The 23,352-nt window shown below is 70.6% G+C and carries 23 protein-coding genes; 12 read left to right on the top strand and 11 right to left on the bottom strand.

Annotated elements, in window-relative coordinates; all coding sequences use genetic code 11:
- The first annotated feature begins 24 nt into the window (after positions 1-24).
- The 4 genes from leuA to ACIBHY_RS32135 all read left to right on the top strand — a co-directional run bounded on the left by leuA (position 25) and on the right by ACIBHY_RS32135 (position 6,074).
- On the top strand, positions 25-1,731 hold the full coding sequence (gene leuA, locus ACIBHY_RS32150; protein ID WP_397308663.1) for a 2-isopropylmalate synthase: 1,707 nt from the start codon (positions 25-27) through the stop codon (positions 1,729-1,731).
- Positions 1,732-1,863: 132 nt separating this feature from the next.
- Positions 1,864-3,198, top strand: coding sequence for an MFS transporter (locus ACIBHY_RS32145; protein ID WP_397308662.1), 1,335 nt, complete (start codon positions 1,864-1,866; stop codon positions 3,196-3,198).
- Positions 3,195-5,468, top strand: a complete 2,274-nt coding sequence (locus ACIBHY_RS32140; RefSeq protein ID WP_397308661.1) for a PEP/pyruvate-binding domain-containing protein — start codon at positions 3,195-3,197, stop codon at positions 5,466-5,468. The genes ACIBHY_RS32145 and ACIBHY_RS32140 overlap by 4 nt, the downstream gene beginning before the upstream one ends.
- Positions 5,469-5,477: 9 nt before the next feature.
- Positions 5,478-6,074, top strand: a complete 597-nt coding sequence (locus tag ACIBHY_RS32135; RefSeq protein ID WP_397308660.1) for a TetR/AcrR family transcriptional regulator — start codon at positions 5,478-5,480, stop codon at positions 6,072-6,074.
- Here the strand turns inward: ACIBHY_RS32135 and ACIBHY_RS32130 are convergent.
- On the bottom strand, positions 6,040-6,753 hold the full coding sequence (locus ACIBHY_RS32130) for a TetR/AcrR family transcriptional regulator (protein WP_397248676.1): 714 nt from the start codon (positions 6,751-6,753) through the stop codon (positions 6,040-6,042). The two genes, ACIBHY_RS32135 and ACIBHY_RS32130, sit on opposite strands and share 35 nt — an antisense overlap.
- 121 nt (positions 6,754-6,874) lie before the next feature.
- On the opposite strand from ACIBHY_RS32130, the gene ACIBHY_RS32125 reads away from it, so the two are divergent.
- The 3 genes from ACIBHY_RS32125 to ACIBHY_RS32115 are packed head-to-tail and all read left to right on the top strand — an operon-like array spanning position 6,875 to position 9,020.
- Positions 6,875-7,219: a YrdB family protein gene (locus tag ACIBHY_RS32125; RefSeq protein WP_397248678.1), complete on the top strand. Its 345-nt coding sequence runs from the start codon at positions 6,875-6,877 to the stop codon at positions 7,217-7,219.
- 2 nt (positions 7,220-7,221) lie between these two features.
- Positions 7,222-8,133: an NAD-dependent epimerase/dehydratase family protein gene (locus ACIBHY_RS32120; RefSeq protein ID WP_397248680.1), complete on the top strand. Its 912-nt coding sequence runs from the start codon at positions 7,222-7,224 to the stop codon at positions 8,131-8,133.
- Entirely contained in the window at positions 8,130-9,020 is an 891-nt protein-coding gene (locus ACIBHY_RS32115; RefSeq protein WP_397248682.1) for a Gfo/Idh/MocA family protein, read from the top strand. The genes ACIBHY_RS32120 and ACIBHY_RS32115 overlap by 4 nt, the downstream gene beginning before the upstream one ends.
- On the opposite strand, the gene ACIBHY_RS32110 is transcribed toward ACIBHY_RS32115, so the two are convergent.
- From ACIBHY_RS32110 to ACIBHY_RS32100, 3 genes are read right to left on the bottom strand one after another with little or no spacing between them, the layout of a single operon-like run.
- Entirely contained in the window at positions 9,004-9,792 is a 789-nt protein-coding gene (locus ACIBHY_RS32110) for a trypsin-like serine peptidase (RefSeq protein WP_397308659.1), read from the bottom strand. The genes ACIBHY_RS32115 and ACIBHY_RS32110 overlap by 17 nt on opposite strands.
- Positions 9,793-9,845: 53 nt before the next feature.
- A complete protein-coding gene (locus ACIBHY_RS32105) occupies positions 9,846-10,856 on the bottom strand; it encodes an acetamidase/formamidase family protein (RefSeq protein WP_397248686.1) in 1,011 nt (336 codons plus the stop codon).
- On the bottom strand, positions 10,853-12,232 hold the full coding sequence (locus ACIBHY_RS32100) for an APC family permease (RefSeq protein ID WP_397308658.1): 1,380 nt from the start codon (positions 12,230-12,232) through the stop codon (positions 10,853-10,855). The genes ACIBHY_RS32105 and ACIBHY_RS32100 overlap by 4 nt, the downstream gene beginning before the upstream one ends.
- Before the next feature lie 170 nt (positions 12,233-12,402).
- Between ACIBHY_RS32100 and ACIBHY_RS32095 the strand changes: the two genes are divergently transcribed.
- Complete coding sequence (locus ACIBHY_RS32095; protein ID WP_397248690.1) at positions 12,403-12,774, top strand: VOC family protein; 372 nt, start codon at positions 12,403-12,405, stop codon at positions 12,772-12,774.
- A 3-nt stretch (positions 12,775-12,777) separates the two neighbouring features.
- Here ACIBHY_RS32095 and ACIBHY_RS32090 read toward each other — a convergent pair whose 3' ends face one another.
- The 3 genes from ACIBHY_RS32090 to ACIBHY_RS32080 all read right to left on the bottom strand — a co-directional run bounded on the left by ACIBHY_RS32090 (position 12,778) and on the right by ACIBHY_RS32080 (position 14,815).
- Positions 12,778-13,257, bottom strand: a complete 480-nt coding sequence (locus ACIBHY_RS32090) for a cupin domain-containing protein (RefSeq protein WP_397308657.1) — start codon at positions 13,255-13,257, stop codon at positions 12,778-12,780.
- Positions 13,258-13,273: 16 nt separating this feature from the next.
- Positions 13,274-13,462, bottom strand: coding sequence for a hypothetical protein (locus ACIBHY_RS32085; protein WP_397248694.1), 189 nt, complete (start codon positions 13,460-13,462; stop codon positions 13,274-13,276).
- Positions 13,463-13,537: 75 nt separating this feature from the next.
- On the bottom strand, positions 13,538-14,815 hold the full coding sequence (locus tag ACIBHY_RS32080; RefSeq protein ID WP_397308656.1) for a Glu/Leu/Phe/Val dehydrogenase: 1,278 nt from the start codon (positions 14,813-14,815) through the stop codon (positions 13,538-13,540).
- A gap of 243 nt (positions 14,816-15,058) precedes the next feature.
- On the opposite strand from ACIBHY_RS32080, the gene ACIBHY_RS32075 reads away from it, so the two are divergent.
- Together ACIBHY_RS32075 and ACIBHY_RS32070 are read left to right on the top strand one after the other, a co-directional pair.
- Positions 15,059-16,600, top strand: coding sequence for an alkaline phosphatase D family protein (locus tag ACIBHY_RS32075; RefSeq protein WP_397248698.1), 1,542 nt, complete (start codon positions 15,059-15,061; stop codon positions 16,598-16,600).
- A gap of 22 nt (positions 16,601-16,622) precedes the next feature.
- Positions 16,623-17,336 carry a methyltransferase domain-containing protein gene (locus tag ACIBHY_RS32070; RefSeq protein WP_397308655.1) on the top strand — a complete coding sequence of 238 codons (714 nt, stop codon included), beginning with the start codon at positions 16,623-16,625 and terminating at the stop codon, positions 17,334-17,336.
- A gap of 738 nt (positions 17,337-18,074) precedes the next feature.
- On the opposite strand, the gene rocD is transcribed toward ACIBHY_RS32070, so the two are convergent.
- The 3 genes from rocD to ACIBHY_RS32055 form a co-directional block, all read right to left on the bottom strand.
- Positions 18,075-19,286 (bottom strand): ornithine--oxo-acid transaminase, encoded by a 1,212-nt coding sequence (gene rocD, locus ACIBHY_RS32065; RefSeq protein WP_397248702.1) that lies wholly within the window; start codon positions 19,284-19,286, stop codon positions 18,075-18,077.
- A 38-nt stretch (positions 19,287-19,324) separates the two neighbouring features.
- The gene (gene ddaH / locus ACIBHY_RS32060) at positions 19,325-20,116 is read right to left on the bottom strand and encodes a dimethylargininase (protein ID WP_397248704.1); all 792 of its coding nucleotides are present in this window, start codon (positions 20,114-20,116) and stop codon (positions 19,325-19,327) included.
- 139 nt (positions 20,117-20,255) lie between these two features.
- On the bottom strand, positions 20,256-20,729 hold the full coding sequence (locus ACIBHY_RS32055) for an Lrp/AsnC family transcriptional regulator (RefSeq protein WP_184966517.1): 474 nt from the start codon (positions 20,727-20,729) through the stop codon (positions 20,256-20,258).
- Between the two features lie 193 nt (positions 20,730-20,922).
- Here ACIBHY_RS32055 and ACIBHY_RS32050 point away from each other — a divergent pair, with 193 nt between their 5' ends.
- Entirely contained in the window at positions 20,923-21,690 is a 768-nt protein-coding gene (locus ACIBHY_RS32050; RefSeq protein WP_397248706.1) for a hypothetical protein, read from the top strand.
- Entirely contained in the window at positions 21,687-22,391 is a 705-nt protein-coding gene (locus ACIBHY_RS32045; protein ID WP_397248708.1) for a hypothetical protein, read from the top strand. Before ACIBHY_RS32050 ends, ACIBHY_RS32045 begins: the two co-directional genes overlap by 4 nt.
- On the opposite strand, the gene ACIBHY_RS32040 is transcribed toward ACIBHY_RS32045, so the two are convergent.
- Positions 22,388-23,335 (bottom strand): isopenicillin N synthase family dioxygenase, encoded by a 948-nt coding sequence (locus ACIBHY_RS32040; protein ID WP_397248710.1) that lies wholly within the window; start codon positions 23,333-23,335, stop codon positions 22,388-22,390. The two genes, ACIBHY_RS32045 and ACIBHY_RS32040, sit on opposite strands and share 4 nt — an antisense overlap.
- Positions 23,336-23,352: the final 17 nt, after the last annotated feature.

Here is a 23,352-nt window from a genome sequence, read left to right as displayed (position 1 = left end):
GGACCGACTTTGAGGACACCTCAGATGACCGCTCAGCAGCCCACCTCCATGCCCGTCCAGCGTTACCAGGCGTTCGAGCCCGTCCGGCTCGCCGACCGCACCTGGCCCGGCAAGGTGATCACCAAGGCACCCCGATGGTGCGCGGTAGACCTGCGTGACGGCAACCAGGCGCTGATCGACCCGATGGACTCCCACCGCAAGCTCCAGATGTTCGACCTGCTGGTCAGGATGGGCTACAAGGAGATCGAGGTCGGCTTCCCCGCCGCCAGCCAGACCGACTTCGACTTCGTCCGCCAGATCATCGACGAGGGGCGCGTCCCGGACGACGTGGTGATCCAGGTGCTGACCCAGGCCAGGCCCGAGCTGATCGAGCGCACCTTCGAGTCCATCCAGGGCGCCAGGCAGGCCATCGTCCATCTGTACAACTCCACGTCCACGCTCCAGCGCCGCGTCGTGTTCGGCCAGGACCGCGAGGGCATCACCGCCATCGCCGTCGAGGGCGCCAAGCTCGTCCGCAAGCTCGCGGAGGCCGGCGACGTCGACGTCTCCTACCAGTACTCGCCCGAGTCGTTCACCGGGACCGAGCTGGACTACGCCGTCGAGGTGTGCGACGCGGTCACCGAGGTGTGGCAGCCCACCCCCGACCGCAAGGTCATCATCAACCTGCCCGCCACCGTCGAGATGGCCACGCCCAACGTCTACGCCGACCAGATCGAGTGGATGCACCGCAACCTGAGCAGGCGCGACTCGATCGTCCTGTCGCTGCACCCCCACAACGACCGCGGCACCGCGGTCGCCGCCGCCGAGCTGGGCTACATGGCCGGCGCCGACCGCATCGAGGGCTGCCTGTTCGGCAACGGCGAGCGCACCGGCAACGTCTGCCTGGTGACCCTGGGCATGAACCTGTTCTCGCAGGGCGTCGACCCCGAGATCGACTTCAGTGACATCGACGAGATCCGCCGCGTCACCGAGTACTGCAACCAGCTGCCCGTGCACCCGCGCCACCCGTGGGGCGGCGAGCTGGTCTACACCGCCTTCTCCGGCTCCCACCAGGACGCCATCAAGAAGGGCTTCGAGCACCTGGCCGCCGACGCCGCCGCGGCGGGCGTGCCGGTCGACTCCTTCACGTGGGCGGTGCCGTACCTGCCGATCGACCCCAAGGACATCGGGCGCAGCTACGAGGCGGTCATCCGCGTCAACAGCCAGTCCGGCAAGGGCGGCGTCGCCTTCATCATGAAGGCTGACCACCAGCTCGACCTGCCGCGCCGTCTGCAGATCGAGTTCTCCAAGGTCGTGCAGGCCCGCACCGACGCGCAGGGCGGCGAGGTCACGCCGGCCGAGATGTTCGAGATCTTCCAGGACGAGTACCTGCCCACGCCCGGCAACCGCTGGGGCCGGCTCAGCCTCATGGCCCACCGCCACGAGTCGACCGTGGACGACCAGGATCGCATCGGCGCCGACATCCGCCTCGACGGGGAGATCCGCGAGATCGAGGGCAACGGCAACGGCCCCATCTCGGCCTTCATCGACGCGATCGCCGGCATCGGCATCCAGGTACGCGTGCTCGACTACGTGGAGCACGCGATGAGCGCGGGCACCGACGCCAAGGCGGCCTCCTACCTGGAGTGCGAGGTGGACGGCCGGATCCTGTGGGGCGTGGGCATCGACGCCAACACCACGACCGCCTCGCTCAAGGCGATCATCTCCGCAGTCAACCGCGCCTCCCGCTAGGACACGCGCGCAGGACTCCCCTCCGCGCGATCCTCTCCCAGCGCTCCGCCGGCCCGGCGGAGCGCTCTTTTCATTCACGGGGAATTCATCTACTCTCCTTAGAGAACGATACGTTCTCTAAGGAGGTGTGGCGTGCGGCTCACGCTGACCGGGCTCATGCTGGCCATGCTGCTGGGCGCGCTCGACCAGACGATCATGGCGCCCGCCCTGCCCGCCGTCGCCGCGAGCCTCGGCGGGCTGGACCAGATGCCGGCCGTCGTCACCGCGTACCTGGTCGCGGCCACGGTCGTGATGCCCGTGTACGGCAAGCTGGGCGACCGCTACGGCCGCAAGCCCCTCATGCAGGCCGCCATCGTGATCTTCGTGACCGGCGCCGTCCTGTGCTCGGTCGCCGGGTCGATGCCGCAGTTCGTGGCCTTCCGCGCGCTCCAGGGCATCGGCGGCGGCGGGCTGATGATCGGCGCCCAGGCCATCATCGGCGAGATCGTCAGCCCCCGGGAACGGGGCCGCTACCTCGGCCTCATCGGCGCCGCCTACGTCGTGGCAGCCGTCGGCGGCCCGCTGGTCGGCGGGCTGTTCATCGACACCGTGGGCTGGCGGTGGATCTTCGCGATCTACCCGCCGCTCGGGCTGCTCGCGCTGGTGGTGCTCAGCCGTACGCTGCACCTGCCCAGGCCGGGCGCGCGAACCCCGCTGGACGTGGCGGGCGCGCTCACGCTGGCCGTGGCGGTGGTCGGGATGGTGCTGCTCGGGCAGACCGGAGAGCCGGTCTACCTCGCGCTCGCGGCCGCAGGCGCCGGAGCGTGGCTGATCACGGCGCGGCGGGCGGCCGATCCCATCCTGCCTTTGCGGCTCTTTCGCGACCGGGGCTTCGCCGTACCGGTGGCGATCAGCTTTCTCATCGGGTTCGCGCTGTTCGGCACGATCACCTACATGCCCGCCTACCTGCAGATCGCGCTCGGCACCACCGCCACCCAGGCCGGGCTGCTGGTCACCGCGCTCATGGGCGGCGTGCTGGCCACCACGATCGTCTCCGGCCGCCTGATCACCAGGACCGGGCGCTACAAGCCGTACCCCGTGGCGGGCGCGCTCGTGGCCGCGCTCGGACTCGGGCTGCTGGCCGTGGCCGAGGGCGCGGTGGCGATCGCCGCGGTGATGCTGCTGACCGGGCTCGGCGTCGGGCTCGTCATGCAGGTCATGGTGCTGGTCGCGCAGAACACGGTCGTCCACGCCGACCTCGGGACGGCCACCTCGGCGGTGACGTTCCTGCGGCAGATCGGGGCATCGGCGGGGGTGGCGGTGGTCGGGGCCCTGATCACGCTGCGGCTGGCCGGAGCCGGGTTCGCCGAGGCCGTGCCGCCGGTCTTCGCCATGATGGCGCCGCTGCTCGGGGTGGCGTTCCTGCTCGCGCTCGCGCTGCCCGTACGCCCGCTGCGTACCAGATCCCATGTGGAGGAGAACGTATGACACGCGTCGCACCCCTGCGCGACTTCGGCCGCGCCGACCTCGATCGGGCCGGCGGCAAGGGCGCCAACCTGGGGGAACTGGTCCGGCTCGGGCTGCCGGTCCCGGACGGGTTCGTCGTCACGACCGCCGCGGGCGCCGAGATGTCCGGCGGCCTCCGGCGGGAGATCGCCGCCGCCTACGCCGCGCTCGGCGGCGGGCCGGTGGCCGTGCGCTCCAGCGCCACCGCCGAGGACCTGCCCGGCGCCGCGTTCGCCGGCCAGCAGGACACCTTCCTGAACGTCATCGGCGAGGACCCGCTCCTGGACGCGGTCCGCCGATGCTGGGCCTCGCTGTTCACCGAGCGCGCCGTCGCCTACCGGGCCAGGCTCGGCATCCCCGACGCCGACGTGCGCATCGCGGTCGTCGTGCAGAGCATGGTGGAGGCGGAGTCGGCGGGCGTCATGTTCACCGCCGACCCCGTCACGGGCGAGCGCGCCACGCTGGTCGTGGACGCCAGCAGCGGCCTCGGCGAGGCCGTCGTCTCCGGCCGCGTCACCCCCGACCACTACGTGCTCGACCGCGCGGGCCGTCTCACCGCCTTCCGCGCGGGCCGCCGCGAGGTGGTCATCAGAGGTACGGCGGGCGGCGGCACCACCGAGACCCGTGAGGAAGACCGGGCCGAACGCCTGCCCGAGACGGCCCTGCGCGAGCTGGCCGAGCTCGGCGTCCGGGTGGCCGGCCACTTCGGCCGCCCCATGGACCTCGAATGGGCCTACGCGGAAGGTCGGGTCAGCCTGCTGCAGGCCCGCCCGATGACCGCGCTCCCGCCGCCTCCGCTGGGCCGCAGGCTCAACCCCGTCGAACGCCGCATCGCCGGGATCCTGCTGGAGTATCTGCCGGTGCGCCCCTACCCGATCGACATGACGACCTGGCTCCCGCACGGCCCCGCCGGACTGATGGCCAGGGTGGCCGCCGACTTCGGCATCCGGGGCGCGTTCGACGGCTTCCTGAGGGAGGAGGACGGCGTCGTCTACCGGATGGTCCCGCCCACGCCCCGGCCCAGCCCGCGGCTGCTGGGGCTGCCGTTCCGCGTGCTGCGCAAGGCTCGCCGGTTCGACCCGGCCACCTGGACGCGCGACCCGCGCTTCGTCGCCTTCCTGGAACGCGAGCGGGAGCTGGCGGCGATCGACCTGGCGGCGCTGCCGTGGCCGGAGCTGCGGGCCATGCCCCGGCGGGCGCTCGACCTGGTGGGGCCGGTGGCCGACCTGCGCATCGACTACCTGCCGGGCACCGGTCTGGCGCTGGCGCGCCTGCTGGTGACGTTGAAGATGTACCGGCTGGGCAAGCACTTCGGGACGGTGATCACGGGTGGCGGCAGCCGGACGGAGGACGCCAACCGGGGGCTGGAGGAGCTGGCCGCCCATCTCCACGACTCCGACTTCGACCTGAAATTTCAGGCCTTCCTTGCTGAGTACGGGCATCGGGAGACCGCCAGCCCCATCCTCGTCACCCCGCCCACCTGGAGCGACGCCCCCGGCACCGTGCTCGACATGGTCAAGCTGCTCGCGAGCAGCCCCGCCGCGCGAGAGCACGGCCCCGATCCGCTGGAGCGGCTGCTGAGCCATCCCCGGCTGCGCTCGCCGCGGCGCAGGCGGCGCGTCGAGCGGCTGGTCAGGGCGGCGCGGGCCGGGCTCGCCTTCCGCGAGGACAGCCACTTCTCCTTCACGATGCCGCAGCCCATCCTGCGCCGGTCGCTGGTGGAGATGGGCAGGCGGCTCGGGCTGGCCGACCCGGAGGATGTCTTCCACCTGCGGCTGGAGGAGCTGGAAAGCGTCGAGGATCCGGCGGCGGGGCCGTACCGGGAAAGGCTGCGCGCCACGATCCTCGCCAGGGCGGCCAAGCGGGACGAACTGCGGGGGGTACGCCTCATCGACCCCCGCGCGATCTTCCCCGCGCCCAAGGCCGGTGCCGCGCTGGTCGCCGGCGCCCCGGCCGGCGGCGGCACGGTGACGGGGCCGGTCAAGGTGATCCGCGAACCCGGGGAGTTCGGCCGGCTGGCCGCGGGGGACGTGCTGGTCTGCCCATACACGAACCCGTCGTGGACGCCGTTGTTCCAGCGGGCCGCCGCGGTCGTCGTGGACACCGGCGGCACCGGCTCGCACGCGGCGATCGTGGCCAGGGAGTACGGCATCCCGGCTGTCATGGGCACCGGCGAGGGCACCTCGGTGCTGACCGACGGCCTCATGGTCGTCGTGGACGGAGACACCGGCACGGTCGGCAAGGCTCCATAGGATGCATCCATGGTCACCGACCACCGCAAACAGCCCCGCCGCCGGGGCGAGGCGCTGCACGCCGCCATCTTCCAGGCGACGCTCGACGAGCTGGCCGAGGTCGGCTACGCCAAGCTGACCATGGAACGGGTCGCCGAGCGGGCCAGGACCGGCAAGGCCTCGCTGTATCGCCGCTGGCCGACCCGGCTGGAGCTGGTGATGGCGGCGGTCTACTCCGTCCTGCCCGACCCCTCCGACGTGGCCGACACCGGCAGCCTGCGCGGCGACCTGCTGGCCGTGCTCCGCCACACCGCGGCCGCGCTGGACGGAGCCCCCGGCGAGGCCATGCGCGGGCTGCTCAGCGAGGCGCTCGGCGACCGCGGCCGGGGCGCCGCGCTGCGCGAGAACTCCCAGGGCGCGGGGCGCAGGATGATGCACGAGGTGGTCCGCCGCGCGGTCGAGCGCGGCGAGGTCGAGGCCGGCGCGGTCACCCCCCGCCGGCTGGACGTGGGGCAGGCGATGATCAGGCAGTACTTCCTGTTCAACGGGCCGCCGATCCCCGACACGCTCATCGTCGAGGTGGTCGACGAGATCATCGTGCCGCTTCTGGGATGCCCAGTCCCATGAGGGCGGCGTTGTTGAGCATGGCGTGCTCGAAGGCGGTCCTGCGGTTGTCCAGCGTGTTGTTGAACTGGCCGAACAGCTCGAAGCTGACCCAGCCGAACAGGCCGGTCCAGGCGTTGATCGCGCGGAAGACGACCAGGTCGGAGATCCCCGGCATGACGGCGCGGACCAGCGCGGCGTCCTCGGCCAGCGACGGCGGGGGAGCGGGCGCGATGTCGGGGGGATCGAGGACGCCCGCCTCATGGGCCTCGGACAGGATGCGGCCGAAGACGACCGTGTCGCGGACCGCCGCCTCCACGGTGTCCATCGGCGCCTGGTAGCCGGGTACGGGCGAGCCGTACAGCAGGGCGTACTCGTGGGGGTTGGTCAGCGCCCAGTCGCGTACGGCATGGCAGACTGCCAGCCAGCGGCCCAGGTGGTCGCCCCGCTCGGTGGCGGCGTCGGCCTGTTCCACGCATTCCCCGATCGCGTTGTATCCGTCGATGATCAGAGTGGTCAGCAGGTCGTCCCGGCTGGGGAAGTAGCGGTAGATGGCCGAGGAGACCATGCCCATCTCGCGGGCCACGGCGCGCAACGACAGTCCGCCGGCCCCTTCTGTGGCGAGCTGGCGCCGGGCGATGTCGGCGATCTCCTTGGTGAGCTCGGCTCGGACGCGTTCTCTGGCGGTCCTGCTAGCGGTCATGCTCAGCACGTTACCAGAGCGGTGAGAATAAACGAGAGCACCGCTCTTGACGAAAGGTGCTCTTTTGAGAGAGCATTGCTCTCGTAAGCGAACGGCAGTCACGAAGGTTGGAGTCCCAAAGATGATGAAGAACGCGAACATGGTGCTGATGTTCCTCCTGGAACTCGGCGTCATCGCCGCAGTCGGATACTGGGGCTTCACCGTGAGCTCGAACTGGATCATCAACACGCTCGCCGGGCTCGGCGCGCCGGCCCTCTTCATCGCCGCCTGGGCGTTGTTCGGCGCCGGTGGCGGGGTCAACGCCACCTTCCCGGCCACCGGGATCTGGCGGGGCGTCCTGGAGATCCTCTGGTTCGGCGGCGGGGCCGCCGCACTCTACGCCGCCGGCGCCGCCGCTCCGGCCGCCGTCTTCGCGATCCTCTTCGCCGTCAACGCGACCCTCCGCCTCATCTGGAAGCAGGCCTGATCATGGGTAAGCACGTCATCGTCGGTTCCGGCCAGGTCGGGACCCACCTCGCCGTCAAGCTCCGCGACCTCGGCCAGGACGTCACGGTCGTCACCCGATCGGGCAGCGGCCCGGAAGGCGTCGTCAAGGTGGCCGCGGACGTGGCCGACGCCGTCCGGCTGACCGAGGCGGCCAAGGGCGCGGAAGCCCTCTACAACTGCGTCAACCCGAAGTACCACCGCTGGCTCACCGACTGGCCGCCGATGTCCGCGGCGTTCCTGGCCGCCGCCGAGTCCACCGGCGCCGTGCTGGCCATCCTCGGCAACCTCTACCCCTACGGACCCGTCGACGGCCCCATGACCGAGGACCTCCCGCTGGCCTCGCGCAGCCCCAAGGCCATGGTCAGGGCGAAGATGTGGCAGGACGCGCTGGCCCTGCACGAGGCCGGCCGCATCCGGGTGACCGAGGTGCGCGGCTCCGACTTCTTCGGCCCCGGCGCCACCGACCAGTCGTACCTGGGCGGGCGCTTCATCGACCCGCTCAAGGCGGGCAAGACCATCCAGCTCGTCTGGCCGGCCGACGTGCCGCACAGCTGGACCTACCTGCCCGACGTCGCCGACGCGCTCATCACCGCCGCCGCCGACGAGCGGGCCTGGGGCAAGGCCTGGCACGTGCCCACGAACGAGCCGATGACCTTCCGGCAGATCGGCGCGGGCATGGCCGCCGTCCTCGGCCGCCCCGAGCCCAAGATGAGCGCGCTGCCGTGGCCGGTCCTTCGGGTCGCCGGGCTGTTCAACCCGTTGATCGGCGAGTTCCGCCACATCCGCTACCAGTTCGTCGCGCCCTTCGTGCTCGACTCCAGCGCCTTCCAGCGCACCTTCGACGTCGCGCCCACGCCGATCGACGAGGCGCTGAAGGCTAGCCTGGCCGGATGAAGATTGCCATGATCGGCCTGGGCGACATCGCGGAGAAGGCCTATCTCCCCGTGCTGGCCGCCCAGCCCGGCCTCGACCTCCACCTGTGCACCCGCAACGCCGGAACGCTCGACCGCCTGGGCGCGGTCCACCGGATCGCCAAACGTTTCACCACGGTCGAGCAGGTGGTCGAGGAGGGGCTCGACGCGGCGTTCGTCCACGCCGCCACGAGCGCCCACCCCAAGATCGTGGACACCCTCCTGCGCGCGGGCGTCCACGTCTACGTGGACAAGCCGATCGCCGACAACCTCGCCGACTGCGAGCGGCTGGTGAGCCTGGCGCGCGAGGCCGGACGCTCGCTGAAGGTCGGATTCAACCGCCGGTACGCCCCCGGCTACGCCGGCCTGGCCGAGCTGCCCAGGCACCTGGTGATCATGCAGAAGAACCGCGAGAACCACCCCGACGCTCCCCGCCCGGTCATGTTCGACGACTTCATCCACGTCGTCGACACCCTGCGCTTCCTGGCCCCCGGCGAGGTGAGCGGCACCCGCATCCGCACCCGGGTCCGCGCCGGCCAGGTCGAGCACGTGACGCTGGAGCTGTCCGGCGACGGCTTCACCGCCATCGGCGTCATGAACCGGCTCAGCGGCGCCTCGGAGGAGAGCTGCGAGGTCATGGGCGACGGCGTCAAGCGCCGCGTGGTCAACCTCGGCGACGTCGTCGACTACACCGGGTCCGGCGAGGTCCTGCGCCGCCGTCCCGACTGGGTGCCGGTCTCACGGCAGCGCGGCATCGAGCAGATCACGCTGGACTTCCTGGCCGCCGTGCGCGAGGGCCGCGTCCTGGACGCCGGTGACGCGCTGGTCAGCCACGCGATCTGCGAGGAGATCGTCAGCCACGCCGCATGACGCGGTCGGCCCTGCTCAGCATGCGGGCGAAGGGCCGCGAGTCCAGCGGTGCCAGCACCGTGAACCCGGCCGGGTCCGACAGCGGGCTCGAGGAGGAGACCACGCCCGCCACGGCCCCGCCGTACAGGGCCGGGCCGCCGCTCCCGCCGCCGGACGCGTGACAGTTGTGCGTGACGAGCACTCCCCGGTACGGCGCCGCCTGCCCCAGGCAGTGGTAGAGCCGCGTGCCCGGATAGCGCCGCCCGGCCGGATACCCGAGCAGGTCCAGTGCCCGGCGCCGCGACAGCGTCCCGCGCGCCACCGGCCGCAGCCCGCGCCCGGCCACCGACTCCAGGGTCGAACGCCCCTTCCCGGCGACGCCGACCAGCGCGACGTCGTAGGGCAGCCGGGCGGGGGAGTCCGGCCGGTCGCGCCACCCCGAGGGCACCCAGGTACGCACGGCGGGCCATACGCCCATGGGCGCCCGCCCCCCGTCGTAGCCGGGCATGAACACCAGTCCGCGCAGCGGCCTGCCCCGGTGGTAGAGGCAGTGCGCCGCGGTCAGGACCAGGCTCCTGCTCCGTGACCTCAGCACGGCGCCGCCGCACATCACGGCCGTCCCCGCCACCGGGTCGTGGCCGATCAGCACACCGGTGTCGGGCCGGGCGCGGCCGGCCGGGGCGTACCCCAGCCGGTCGCCGCCGGGGGTGAGCACGTGGGTGGCGGGAACGGCGTCGAGGGGTGGCTCGGCCGTCGGGTTGAGCAGGGTCATGGACAGCAGCAGCCGGAGCACGCCTCCACTGTAGATCGAAGGTGATCATTACCCTGACCTGCGACACTCGCCTTTCAGCGCGAAGAAAGATACTCCGCGCCGAGGGCCCGCAGCCGGGCGTGGGCGGAGCCGTAGGCGGCCGGATCCTTCAGGTGGGCCTTGGCGACCTTGGCGACCATCGTGTAGTTGGTGTCGCACACGTTGCCGACCGGCGCCTGGCCCGCCTGGCTGATGAGCTGGTAGGCGTCCAGCGTCTCCAGCCCGGTCAGCTCGGCCGACCAGGTGACCAGGTCGTGCTGGCTGACGCGGTAGGCGTCCTCCAGGGGGCGGGCCGAGCCCGTGGACATCAGGTGCAGGTCGTCCTCCATGCGCGGCCACGGCGTGCCCACGCCCTTGATCAGGTCGACCGCGACGACGGTGTTCATCGCGGCCTCCAGCGCGGTGCCGCACACCTCGCCGTGGCCCTGGCGGCCGTGCCCGTCGCCGATGGCGAACAGGCCGCCCTCGACGTTGACGCCCAGGTAGACCGTGACGCCGGCGCGCAGCTCCGGGGTGTCCATGTTGCCGCCGTGGGCGTCGGGCGTGATCGTCATCTTGACCTCACCGGCCGCCGGGGCGACGCCGACGGTTCCGTGCATGGGGTCCAGGGGCAGCTCGACGGTGAAGTCGCTCTTCCTGGCCCGGTAGACGGCCACGCCGCGTTCCAGGTCCAGGTCGTAGCGCCAGACCCGTTCCTCCAGCGCCGGATGCAGCATCGCGGTCGTGTGGGTGGCCGTCAGCGCCCCGAAGTGCGGGAACGTCGTGGACATCGCCCAGTCGCGGGCCGGGGTGATCGAGACGAAGTGCAGCGCGATCGTGTCGCCGGGCTCGGCGCCTGCCACGTGGAAGGGGCCGGTCACCGGGTTGAGATAGGGGAACTCGCACACCTGTGACGGCAGGTCGTCCACGGTCCGCACCCGGCCGCCGAAGCAGTCCTCGGTGTAGAGCTCCAGGATCGTGCCGGGCCGTACCTCGCCGACCGGGGCCCGGCCGCCGAAGGTGTAGCTCAGCTCGTCCGGCCCGGGGCGGTAGGGGTGGATGTTCACACGACCTCTTTCGGCAGGCGCGGGCGGCGGCCCACGATGTAGGTGACGGCCAGGACCACCAGGCCCAGCCCGAGCCAGGCGAACCCCAGCCGCTGCGCGGCCACGTTCGCGTTGACGACGACGAAGACCAGGATCGCGAATCCCAGCAACGGGACCAGGAGGTGGGCGATCAGGTTGGAGCTGCGCTGCCGTAGCAGATAGTGGACCACGACGGCGACGTGCAGCAGCAGGAAGGCGGTCATCGCGCCGAAGTTGACCAGCGAGCTCATCAGCGGGATGCCGTCCTCGCGGGTGCTCATGTAGACGCCCAGCGCGAGCGAGAGCGCGGCGACCGCGAGCGTGGCGTTGACCGGGACCTTGTGGCGGGGGTGGACGCGCGACAGGAACGCGGGCAGCTGACGGTCGCGGGCCATCGCGAACAGCAGCCGGGACGTGGCCGCCTGGGCGACGAGCGAGTTGGCGAAGCCCCAGGCGATCGCGGTGGCTACGGCGGTGAGCGTGGCCAGCCAGGGACCGCCGGCGAAGGCCGCGGTGTCGTAGAAGGCGCTGCCGGCCGGGTCGCCCTTCTCCAGCAGCGTGGCCCGGTTGGGCGTGAGCAGCGCCGCCACCCAGGTCTGCGCCACGAACAGCACGGCCGCCAGCGCGAGCGCGGCCACCATGGAACGGCCCAGCCGCCTGCCGTCCTCGCGGCTCTCCTCGGCCAGTGTCGAGATGCCGTCGAAGCCGAGGAAGGACAGCACCGCCACCGACGCGGCCCCGAACACCAGCGGCAGGGTGAACGTCGAGGAGTCGAAGAGCGGGGTCAGCGCGCCCGTCTGCGCCTTGCCCTGGGCCAGCGCGACCACGCCGACCACCAGGAAGATCGCGAGCACGATCAGCTCGGCGACCAGCATGATCCGGGTGATGCGCACGGTCATCTGGATGCCCAGGTAGTTGACCACGGTGTTGAGGGCCACGAAGACCACCACCCATCCCCATACCGGGATGACGGGCACGAAGGAGTTCATGGCCACGCCGGCGACCAGGTACAGGAGGCCGGGCACCAGCAGGTAGTCGAGCAGGATCGCCCATCCGGCGATGAACCCGACGGGGGCGGCGATGCCGCGGCCGGCGTAGGTGTAGACCGATCCGGCCATCGGGAAGGCCCGCGCCATCTGGGCGTACGACAGCGCCGTGAACGCCATCGCGACCATGCCGACGACGTAGGCCAGGGCGACCATGCCGCCGGAGGCCGAGAAGACGCTGCCGAAGATGCCGAACGGCGCGATCGGCACCATGAAGATGAGCCCGTAGATCATCAGATCCGCGAAGCCCAGGGATCGCTGGAGCTCTTGGCGGTAGCCGAACTGCTCCACGGTGGTGGGGGGTGTGGGCATGTTGCCGGTCCTCTCATGGAGCCCCTGTAGGGGCTTGATGATCGCGAGTATCTACCGGCGGTGCATCCACGCGAAAGGGGCAATTATGGACTTATGGGGCTCGTGAGCCGACGCGCCAAGCCCGCCCGGCCGCCTGGCCTCGGGGCCGGGCCGGGCATAGCGTGGGTGGTATGGCAGTCGACTTGAACCACACGATTGTGCAGAGCCGGAACAAGCGTGCCTCCGCCGAGTTCCTGGGCAGGATCCTCGGCCTCCCGGTGGGCAAGGACTGGGGGCCGTTCACGCCGCTGGAGACCTCCAACGGCGTCACGCTCGACTACATGGAAGCCACGTCGATCCAGCCGAACCACTACTGCTTCATCGTCAGCGAGCCGGAGTTCGACGCGATCTTCGCGCGCATCGAGGAGGCGGGCCTGGAGTTCTGGGCCGACCCGGGCCACCACACCCCCGGCGAGATCAACCACCTGTACGGCGGGCGCGGCGTCTACTTCGACGACCCCGACGGCCACAACATGGAGGTCATCACCGCGCCGTACGCCTGATCCCTACAGCCAGTAGTTGTCATGGCGCAGGTAGAACGCGGCACGCTCCTCGTCGGTCATGTCCGCCGACTCCACCAGGCCCTCGAAGTACCCCTCGCGAGGCGCGCCCGGGGAGAAGTGCAGGAGCATCTCGGCGGGTTCGCCGGACTCGTTCCTGAAGCCGTGGATGCCCCCGGCCGGGACGTGGACCCAGTCGCCCGGCTCGGTCTCCAGCCACTGGTCGCCGTTGAAGATGCGGATCGTGCCGCGCAGCACGTAGAACGACTCCGTGATCGTCTTGTGGAAGTGGGGGCCCGGCCCGCTGGGCGTCGGTCCCATGACCCAGCGGTAGAGGCCGAACAGGCCGCCGGTCGAGGCGCCGGTGGCGATGTAGTGGACCTCGTTGCCGTTGGGATAGACGAGTTCGGGCGCGTGGCCCGCGGGCCGGTGCAGGGCGTTCTTCTCGCCCTGGTCACCGTGGTAGATCGGATCCGGGTAGGTCATGGTCAGAGCGTACGGGTCAGCTCTTCTTCTTCGCCGACTCACCCCACATGACCAGGCCGGCCCCCACCAGCGCGATGCCCAGGTAGCCCCAGTTCGGGACCTCGGCGACGCGGTGCAGCAGACCCCACTTGGAGTCGAAGAACGTGAGGCCGACGAAGCCGGCCACCCCTTGGATGAGGAGGATGACCCCCACGATTGCTCTCATGGGGCCCAGCCTCGCAGCCGCCCCGGGACCGGAACATCGGTCCCAGGGCGGTCGCGCCACCTACTTAAGTCGCGCTCACGGGTAGAGGCCGCGCATCTGGTGCGCCTCGGCCACCCGGCCCACGCCGATGACGTGGGCGGCCTGGCGCAGCGTCAGGCTCTTCTCCGCGGCCAGCGACTTCACCTCGCCGTACGCGCTCTGCATCAGGTCGCGCAGCTTCATCTCGACCTCGGCGGCGCTCCAGGAGAAGGCCTGCATGTTCTGCACCCACTCCAGGTACGACACGATCACCCCGCCCGCGTTGGCCAGGATGTCCGGCACGACGGTGGTGCCGGAGGCGGCGAGGATCTCGTCGGCCTCCGGGGTGGTCGGGCCGTTGGCGCCCTCGACGATGAGGCGGGCGCGGACCCTCGGGGCGTTCTCCTCGGTGATCACACCTTCCAGCGCCGCCGGGATCAGCAGGTCCACGTCCAGCTCGAACAGGTCGGCGTGGCTCATGGCGTCGGCGTGGCGGTAGCCGTACACGCTGCCGGTCTCGGCGCTGTGGGCGCGCAGATCGGCGATGTCCAGGCCGGACGGCGAGTAGATCGCGCCGCGCACGTCGGAGACGGCCACGACCTTGCAGCCCACGTCGGCGAGGTACTGCGCGGCCGGCGCGCCCACCTTGCCGAAGCCCTGCACGGCCACGCTCACGTCCTCCGGCGAGCGGCCGAGCGCGGCCAGGGCCGCGATCTGCACGCCGCGCGAGGTCGCCCCCGCACGGCCGAGGGAGCCGCCGAGCGTCATCGGCTTGCCGGTGACGACGCCGGGCACCGAGTAGCCCGCGTTGACGCTGTAGGTGTCCATGATCCACGCCATGGTCTGCTCGTCGGTGCCGACGTCGGGGGCGGGGATGTCCTTCTCCGGGCCGATGAGCGGCAAAATCTCGTTGACGTAGCGGCGGGTGAGCCGTTCCAGTTCGCGGGTGGTCAGCGCGGCCGGGTCCACGGAGACGCCGCCCTTGGCGCCGCCGTACGGGATGCCGACCAGCGCGCACTTCCACGTCATCCACATCGCCAGCGCGGTGACCTCGTGGATGTCGGTGCTGGGATGAAAGCGGATGCCGCCCTTGGCGGGGCCGCGCGATACGTTGTGCTGGACACGGAAGCCCTGGACCACGTCCATGCGGCCGTCCTCGCGGCGGACCGGCACGGAGACGGTCAGCGAACGGCGTGGCGTGGCCAGCATCGTGCGCAGCCCGTCGTCGAGACCGAGGTGCTCGGCCGCGTGGCCGAGCTGGTGCAGAGCGGAGTCGAGAGCCTGTTGTCCAGGGGTGATCAGGGCCGGCGTCTTTGACGGCACCATGATGCTCATGGAAGGAAATCCTCCTGTTATGTACGCCCAAATCAGTGGATTAAGCGCCGTTGCTCGATCCATTTGGACGTTCTTGTCGTGATCAGCCTATATCGAGTGGTTTCGAATTGTGTAGGGATTCTGTCCAGATTCGCAGCCGATCCCTTGTGGACAAATCCAAGCGCGTGATCGTCGCTCAGGGAACGTGCCACACTGGCAGGCTGGGTAGAAGCTCTTCGCCGAACTGTCACATGAGGGGGTGGGATGCCCGGGTTGGTGATCGGTCCCATGCTGCGCTACGTCGATGAGACCAGCGCGTCCATATGGGTGGAAACCGACGAGCCATGCCAGGTCACGGTCTCGACACGCGACGGGGAGCACTCCTCGCCGACGTTCACCGTGCACGGCCACCACTACGCCATCGTCGATCTCACCGAGCTGACACGGGACGTGCCGGAGTACCGGGTCGAGCTGGACGGGACCCCCGTCTGGCCGCTGGAGGGCCGCGCGCCCAGCCGGATCCGGTTGATTCCGCCCGAGGGGCCGCGCCGGCTGGCGTTCGGCTCCTGCCGTACCAGCGTGCCCCATGACGCGGCGCACGTGCGCACGCACGGCCCCGACGTGCTGCGCGCCTACGGCGACCACCTCGAGACCGCCGACGACCCCACCTGGCCCGACCTGCTGCTGCTTCTCGGCGACCAGGTCTACGCCGACAACCCCTCGCCCGAGATGCTCGACTACATCCGCGCCCGGCGCACCACCGCGCCGCAGGACGAGATCGCCGACTTCGAGGAGTACGCCGAGCTCTACCGGCTGGCCTGGACCGAACCGGAGCTGCGCTGGCTCCTGTCCACGGTGCCGACCGCCATGATCTTCGACGACCACGACGTGCGCGACGACTGGAACACCTCCCAGACCTGGCGCGAGACCATGGCCGGCGTGCCCTGGTGGAAGCACCGGGTGATCTCCGGGCTCGGCGCGTACTGGGTCTACCAGCACCTGGGCAACCTCTCGCCGGCCGAGCGGGCCTCCGATCCGCTGCTGCAGGACCTCTTGAAGGGCGCGGGCTCCGAACGCCTGGACGCCTTCGCCGAGCGGGCCGACGCCGAGCCGAGCAGCAACCGGTGGAGCTACGCCCGCGACCTCGGCCACACCCGGCTGCTCATCGTCGACACCCGCTGCGCCCGCCAGCTCACGCCGGGCGACCGGCGCATGCTCGACGACGTCGAGTGGGCCTGGCTGGAGGAGCAGGTGGCGCTGCCGGCCGAGCGGCTGATCATCGGCTCGTCGATCCCGTTCATGCTGCCCGAGGGCGTGCATTCCGTGCAGAACTGGAACGAGGCGCTGTGTGACGGCAAGTGGGGCAAGCCGGTCGCGCGGCTCTCGGAGATGTTCCGGCAGGCGTTCGACCTGGAGCACTGGGCGGCGTTCCGGCGTTCGTTCGACGCGCTGGCCAAGCTCCTGCTGAAGACGGGCGTGCCGGTGATGATCCTGTCCGGTGACGTCCACTACTCCTACGTCGCCAAGTCCCGCAACATCACCCAGCTGGTCTGCTCGCCCATCCGCAACCCGCTCAGCAGGCTGCTGCGGCTGGCCAACGTGTTCACCCAGTTCGGCATCGCCACGCTGATCGGGGGGACGCTGGCCAGGCTCGCCCGCATCCCGCGCCCGCCGATCCGGTGGAGGGTGACGCACGGGCCGTGGTTCCAGAACGCGCTGGCCGTGCTGACCTTCCCGAACTCGGTCACCTGGTACGAGGCAACGGACAACACGGTCAAACCCATCGACACTGTACATCTAACATGAAAACCATTATCGTTCGAGTCTTGTGACTCTGGACGCCTACACCCGCACCGCACCCTTCTACGACCTGTGGCACGAGGACGGCCACGTCCCCGAGATCAGGAAGCTCCTGCCGCCTCTCCTCGACGGCGTCACCGGCGGCGTCCTGGAGATCGGCGCCGGAACCGGCCTCATCACCCAGGTCATCGGCGACACCGTGCCCGGCGAGATCTTCGCGGTCGAGCCGTCGCTCGGCATGCGCGCCATCCTGCTCTCCCGCCTGTCCGACCGGCCCTCCCTGCGTGAACGGGTGACCGTCCTGCCCTGCGGAGCGCTCGACGCCGACCTCGACGAGCCCGTCGAGGCCGCCGTGATGATCTCCGTCCTGTACGGCTTCGCGCCCCCGGAACGCCCGAAGTTGTGGGAGACGGTGGCCAGGCAGCTCCGGCCCGGAGGTCGCCTGATCTTCAACTGGCGGCAGCGGCCCGTGGGTGTTCCCGGCCCGCCGGAGGTCATGGGGTCGTACCGGGTGGGGCGGCACACCTACGAGATCCTCGGGCAGGTCGTGTCGGCCACGCCCGAGATGGCCACCTCGCGCTTCTCCTACCGGGTGCTGCAGCGGGGGGTCGTCATCAGCGAGGACATCGTGGACAGCGACGGCTACCGGCCCACCCTGGAGGAGCTGACCGCCGAACTCACGGCAGCCGGCTTCACCCCCGGCCCCGCCCCCGACGGCCTCCTCACCTGGCACCACCCCTAACCCACCACCCGTCCCGGAGGCGCCCGTGCCCCGCCCCGAGGCGCCCAAGCCCACGGGACGCGGGTGCCCGTGCCCCTGTCCCGGGAGTGCCCGTGTCCCCGGGACGCCCGCATGCCCGCGTGCAGGGACGCCGCGTTCCCCTCGCTCCCCGCCACCAGAGGCCCCCGCGCTCGGCCCTCCGCGCTTGGGCTCCCGGGCTCGGGCCCCCGCGGTCCTCGGGTTCGAGCGCGGGCTCGGCCCCTCGCGCTCGGCCCCTCGCGCTCGGGCCTTTCGGGCTTGGGCTCTTCCGGTCCTCTGGGCTAGGGGTCCCCGCATTGGGCTTCGCGCCGCGGGTTCCCACGGTCGGGGTTGTCCGTGTCCCGGTGTTTCCGTCCGGTCCCCAGGAGGGTGGGGAAGAAAGGGGGAACCGGGGGTCCGGGTGCGGTCGTCCGCCGAAACGGAACCTGAGGCGAGCCGGGAGCCGACTCCGATCCCGCCGGGAAGCTGATCGCCACCCTGCTCCTCAGGCGATCCGCGCCCGGACGCGCAGAAGGCGGCTCACCGGGAGGATCACTCCTGGCGAGCCGCCTCCCGAAACCGGGGCGCCTCTGGTGAGGGGCGCCCCACAGGGCCGTCCGGGCAGGTACGACCTCCCCGGTCGCCCTCGGCGGGCGCACCCCCTCTGGTGAGCGCCGCCTGGAGGCGGGGCCGTTCTCCCGGACGGGTGTGAGGCGGTCGTCCGGGAGGCCCGTATCGGGGTTACCGGAAGGAGGCGATGGCGTCGGCGAGCTGGTCGACGGCCCAGAGGAGGTCCTCCTCGGAGATGACGATCGGCGGAGCCAGCCGGATCGTCGACCCGTGCGTGTCCTTGGCCAGGACGCCGCGGGCCATCAGGGCCTTGGAGACCTCGCGGCCCGTGGCCAGCGACGGGTCGATGTCCACGCCTGCCCACAGCCCGCGTCCGCGTACCGTGACGACGCCCTTGCCGATCAGCTCGTTCAGGCGGGCGTGGAGGACCTCGCCGAGCTGGGTGGCCCTGGCCTGGTACTCGCCGGTGTTGAGGATCTCGATGACGGCGTTGCCGACGGCGCAGGCCAGCGGGTTGCCGCCGAACGTGGAGCCGTGCTGGCCCGGCTTGATGACGCCGAGCACGTCCTCGTCGGCCGCGATGGCGCTGACCGGGACGACGCCGCCGCCGAGGGCCTTGCCCATGATGTAGATGTCGGGCACGACGCCTTCGTGGTCGCAGGCGAACGTCTTGCCGGTACGGCCGAGGCCGGACTGGATCTCGTCGGCGATCATGAGAACGTTGTTCTCGGTGCAGATCTCGCGGATGTGGGTGAGGTAGCCGTCCGGCGGCACCAGGACTCCGGCCTCGCCCTGGATGGGCTCGACCAGGACCGCGACGGTGTTGGCGTCGATGGCCTCGCGGACGGCCTCGGCGGAGCCGTACTTCACGATCTTGAAGCCGGGCGTGTACGGGCCGAAGTTGTCGCGCGCGTCAGGGTCGGTGGAGAAGCTGATGATCGTGGTGGTGCGCCCGTGGAAGTTGTCCTCCATCACGATGATGTTGGCCTGCTCCGGTGCGACGCCCTTGACCTCGTAGCCCCACTTGCGGGAGACCTTGATCGCGGTCTCGACCGCCTCGGCGCCGGTGTTCATCGGCAGGATCATGTCCTTGCCGGTCAGGTCGCCCAGTCCGGTGCAGAATGCGGCGAACTGGTCGTGGTAGAAGGCGCGGCTGGTGAGCGTGAGGTTCTGCAGCTGGGCCTGGGCCGCCTCGATGATCTTCGGGTTGCCGTGGCCGAAGTTCAGGCTGGAGTATCCGGCCAGGAAGTCCAGGTAGCGCTTGCCCTCGACGTCGGTCACCCAGGCGCCGTGCGCCTCGTGGATCACGATGGGAAGCGGGTGGTAGTTGTGCGCGCTGCGCCGCTCGCTGATCTCAATCAGCTCTTGTGTGGTGCTGGTCATTATCTCCCCCTATTACATGTTATGTCCGGGATTTTCTGTTATGCCCGGATTTCGAGCGTGCAGCACTTCGGCCCGCCACCGGCCTTGCGCAGCTCGGCCAGTTCGACGGGGATCACTTCGTAGCCGCGCCGCTTGAGCTCCAGCTGGAGCTCGCCCGCCTCGGAGTTGATGACGATGTGCTCGCCGTCGCTGACCGCGTTGAGACCGAGAACCTCGGCATCGGCCGCCGTGGCCAGGACCGCTTCGGGAAACAGTCGCTTCAGCACCTCCTGGCTGCCCTCGGAGAAGGCGCCGGGGTAGTAGGCGACATTGCGTCCGTCGAGTGAGAATAGCGCCGTGTCGAGGTGGTAGAAACGCGGGTCGACCAGCGACAACGAGATCACCGGGCGGCCGAGGAACTCCTGGGCCTCCTGGTGTGCCCGTACGTCGGTGCGAAAGCCCGTGCCCGCGAGGACGAACTCGTCGAGCGTCAGGAAATCGCCCTCGCCCTCGTTCACGTGCTCGGGGTTCTTCACCTGGTAACCGCGCTCCACGAACCAGCGCAGGTAAGCCGGGCCCTCCGGGCCGCGCTCGGGGAAGGCGAACCGCGCGCCGTACACGCGACCGCCGACCACCGTGGCGCCGTTGGCGGCGAACACCATGTCCGGCAGGCCCTCGATCGGGTCGATCAGGCTGACCTGGTGGCCGAGGGTCTCATAGGCGGCCTTCAGCCCTTCCCACTGCCGCACGGCGACTTCGCGATCGGCGCCCGCCTCGGGGTCCATCCAGGGGTTGATCGCGTACTCCACCGTGAAGTGCTCGGGGCGGCACATCAGGAAGTGCTTGGGCATGCGGGTCTCCGTCATCTTCGTCGGGGGATCCCCTCCGGGCCACCAGGGGTATCTCGGGGGGACGGAGACAGCCTAAGAATGCATGATTATGCAGGCCAAGCGGCTGATATTGCGTGTTGGCGCGGGTCTGTTGCGAGTCTTACCCGGTGATGGGCGATCCGTTGCGTGCGGTCGGTACGGCGGTGTCCACCAGCCTCGACAGCACGATCGAACTCTTGGTTCGCACCACGAACGGCATGGCCGCGATGCGCTCGATGACCCGCTCCACATGGCCCACGTCGGTCGCCCGGATGTGCAGAAGGGCGTCGGCCTCGCCGGTGATCGTCGCAGCCGCCACCACCTCGGGAAACCGCGCCACGGCCAGCGCGATGTCGGAGGGTTTCGTCTTGCCCTGGCAGAAGAGCTCCACGTACGCCTCGGTCGTCCACCCCAGGGCCTGCGGGGCCACCACGGCGCTGAAGCCCGTGATCGTCCCCGCCTCACGCAACCGATCCACGCGCCGCTTCACCGCCGACGCCGACAGACCCACTTGCTGGCCTATTTCCGCGTATGTCGCCCGAGCGTCCTCCATGAGCGCCCCGATGATGTCGCGGTCCAGCCGATCCAGTTCCACGCGACCTGTATACAGCCTCGCCACCCGCCCGGACCCGCCCGCACCCCCGCATTCCAGGAACGCTCCCACCTCCTTTCTTCCACGACCGTCGTGATCACGAAGCCGCAGCCGGACTCCGTTTCGGGGGAGAAGCCGCTTTCGGGATGGGTTGGGCGATTAGTGTGGAGAGTCCAGGGGCACTCGGGAGACGCGGATGGCGTTCTTGGCGCGGCTGTTCAAACGGAGCACAGGGCTGGATCAGGAGCGGGAGGACGCTCACCGGCAAGGTGTACGCGACGCCCGCCAGCACGCGCCGCACGAGTTCATCGACCCCGACTGCCGGCCCGCCTACCTGGGCGAGATCCGGGCCATGGCCCGCGAGCGGATCGCCCGGCTGGACCGCGAACTGGCCGAGGTACGAACCGTCCTGTTACGGGAGGCGGGCGAGGCGCGGCAGGCCGTACTGCGGATGACGGTTGACTTCGCCCGGCCCGCGTCGCCCAACGGGACGCACGCCGCCAACGGCCGGGGGGACGACGAGTTCATCTCGATCGCCGAGGCCAGGCGGCGGCGGGAGGAACGGCGGCGGGCGGCAGAGGCCAGAGACTCCGCCGAGCGGGTGTTCGGGGCGCGGGCCCAGGTGGAACGGCTGACGCGCGAGTGGAACGGCGCGGTGCTGCGGCGCAACCACGACGTGGAGCAGGTGCACGCCTGGGCCCAGCGGATGATCGCCGCCTACCGGAGCGGGGTGATGCGGGCCCATCCACGGCGCGAGGAGATCCCGCCGCTGTGGAAGGGCGAGGTGATCGCCATGGACACCGCCGCCCCGGTCGCGGGGAGCGAGGAGATGGGCGGGCTGCTGGAGGAGGTGGAGCGGCGGGTCGAGCTCTGGCAGGCCGAGGTGAACGGGCGGCGCGAGCTGACCACCGCCCAGACTCCGGAACTCGAAGAGGCTTCACCTGACGAGAAGGGGGACGCGTGAGGCGGCTGGCGGGGGTCGTGGTCGTTGTGCTGGCCGGCGCGGGTGTGAGCGGATGCGGGACGGACGCGCGCGCCCTGTGCGGGACCGTCGTGGACTCCACTTCGTACGCCGAACCGGCCACGTCAAGGAGCGATGTGTCGGCCAAGCTGCCGGAGTTCACCGGCGGCTGCGACTGGATGGGCTTCGCCGCCGTCACCGGCGCCTCGGAGAGCAGCACGTGCCGCGAGACCCCGGTCAAGATCGCCGCGTCGCCGCAGGAGAACCCGAACGACAACCCGGTGGTCGACGAGCGCATCAGGAAGCACCGCCTGGGACAGGTACTGCCGAAGGCGCTCAAGCTGTTCGACTGCCCGGAAGAGGGCAAGGGCTCGGACGTGATCGGCGCGCTGCGCTACCTGGTCAAGCAGATGAACGCCCAGCGCCGGCCGGACAGCGCGCACCGGATCGCCGTCTTCAGCGACCTGATCAACAACCGCGGCGACCTCGACGTCAACAAGCTCGACCTGACCGACGCCGGCAGGAAACGCAAGATCGAGGAACTGCGCCAGGCCCGCCTGCTGCCGGACCTGACCGGGTACGAGGTGGTGGTGCACGGCTTCCTGCGCGCCAAGACCTCGAACCCGGACCGCTTCCCGCTGCTGGAGACCTTCTGGCGGGAGGCCTTCGAGGCCGCCGGCGCCGTCTCCTCCGACCTGCTCTAGTCCAGGACGTCCGCGCGCAGTTGGGGGAAGACCTTGGAGACCTTGCCGAGCAGGTACTCGCCGTAGGTCCCGGTGAAGGCCCGCAGATCCTGCCCGTCCCACCGGGCCCGCCCGCCCTCGGTGTACGGCAGCGGCGGCACCTCGCTGTCCCACCCGGGATCGAAGAAGAAGGGGAAGCTGAGCCGTTCGTTCCCGCTCAGGTTGCGCACCCGGTGCGGCGTCGAGCGGTACAGGCCGCCGGTGAGCTTGTCGAGCATGTCCCCGATGTTGCACACGAACGTGCCCGGGACCGGCGGCGCCGAGATCCAGCCATCGGGCGTGTGGACCTGCAGCCCGCCGTTGGCGTCCTGGAGCAGCAGCGTGAGCAGCCCGTAGTCGGTGTGCTCGCCGACGCCCCACCCGTCCGCCTCCGGCTCCGACGGCGGGTAGTGGAAGACGCGGAACAGGACGGTCGGGTCGGCGGTGTACCCGGCGCTGAAGTAGTCGCCGGGCAGGCCCAGGCTGAGCGCGACGCCGCGCATGACGGCCTGGCCGAGCCCGGTCATCGCCTCGATGTAGGCGAGCACCGCCGCACGCAGCTCCGGAACCTGGGCGGGGAACAGGTTCGGCCCGCGCAGGGGCGTGCCGCTCGCCGGCCGCTCGGCGCCGAAGTAGATGCCCTCCTTGAGGTCGGGGCGGCCCGAGGTGAGCTCGCCGCCGACCGGGAAGAAGCCGCGCCAGGCCCGCCCGCCGCGCTCCATGGAGATCTCGTTCTTGACCTCGATCGGCAGCTCGAAGAACGCGCGCGCCGCCGCGTCCAGCCGCTCGATCAGCGCGGGCGGCACGCCGTGCCCCGTGACGTAGAAGAAGCCGCTGGTACGGCAGGCCGCCCCGATCTGGTCGGGGACGCGGCCGGCCGTACCGGAGAGGAGGGGCGCGATATCGATAACCGGCAATTCGCTCACGCAAGCCATTCTCCGTG

Source organism: Nonomuraea sp. NPDC050547 (genome assembly GCF_044457345.1).
GTDB lineage: Bacteria > Actinomycetota > Actinomycetes > Streptosporangiales > Streptosporangiaceae > Nonomuraea.
Note: the sequence above shows the minus strand (reverse complement) of the source record. Positions and strands in the feature narration are given on the sequence as shown.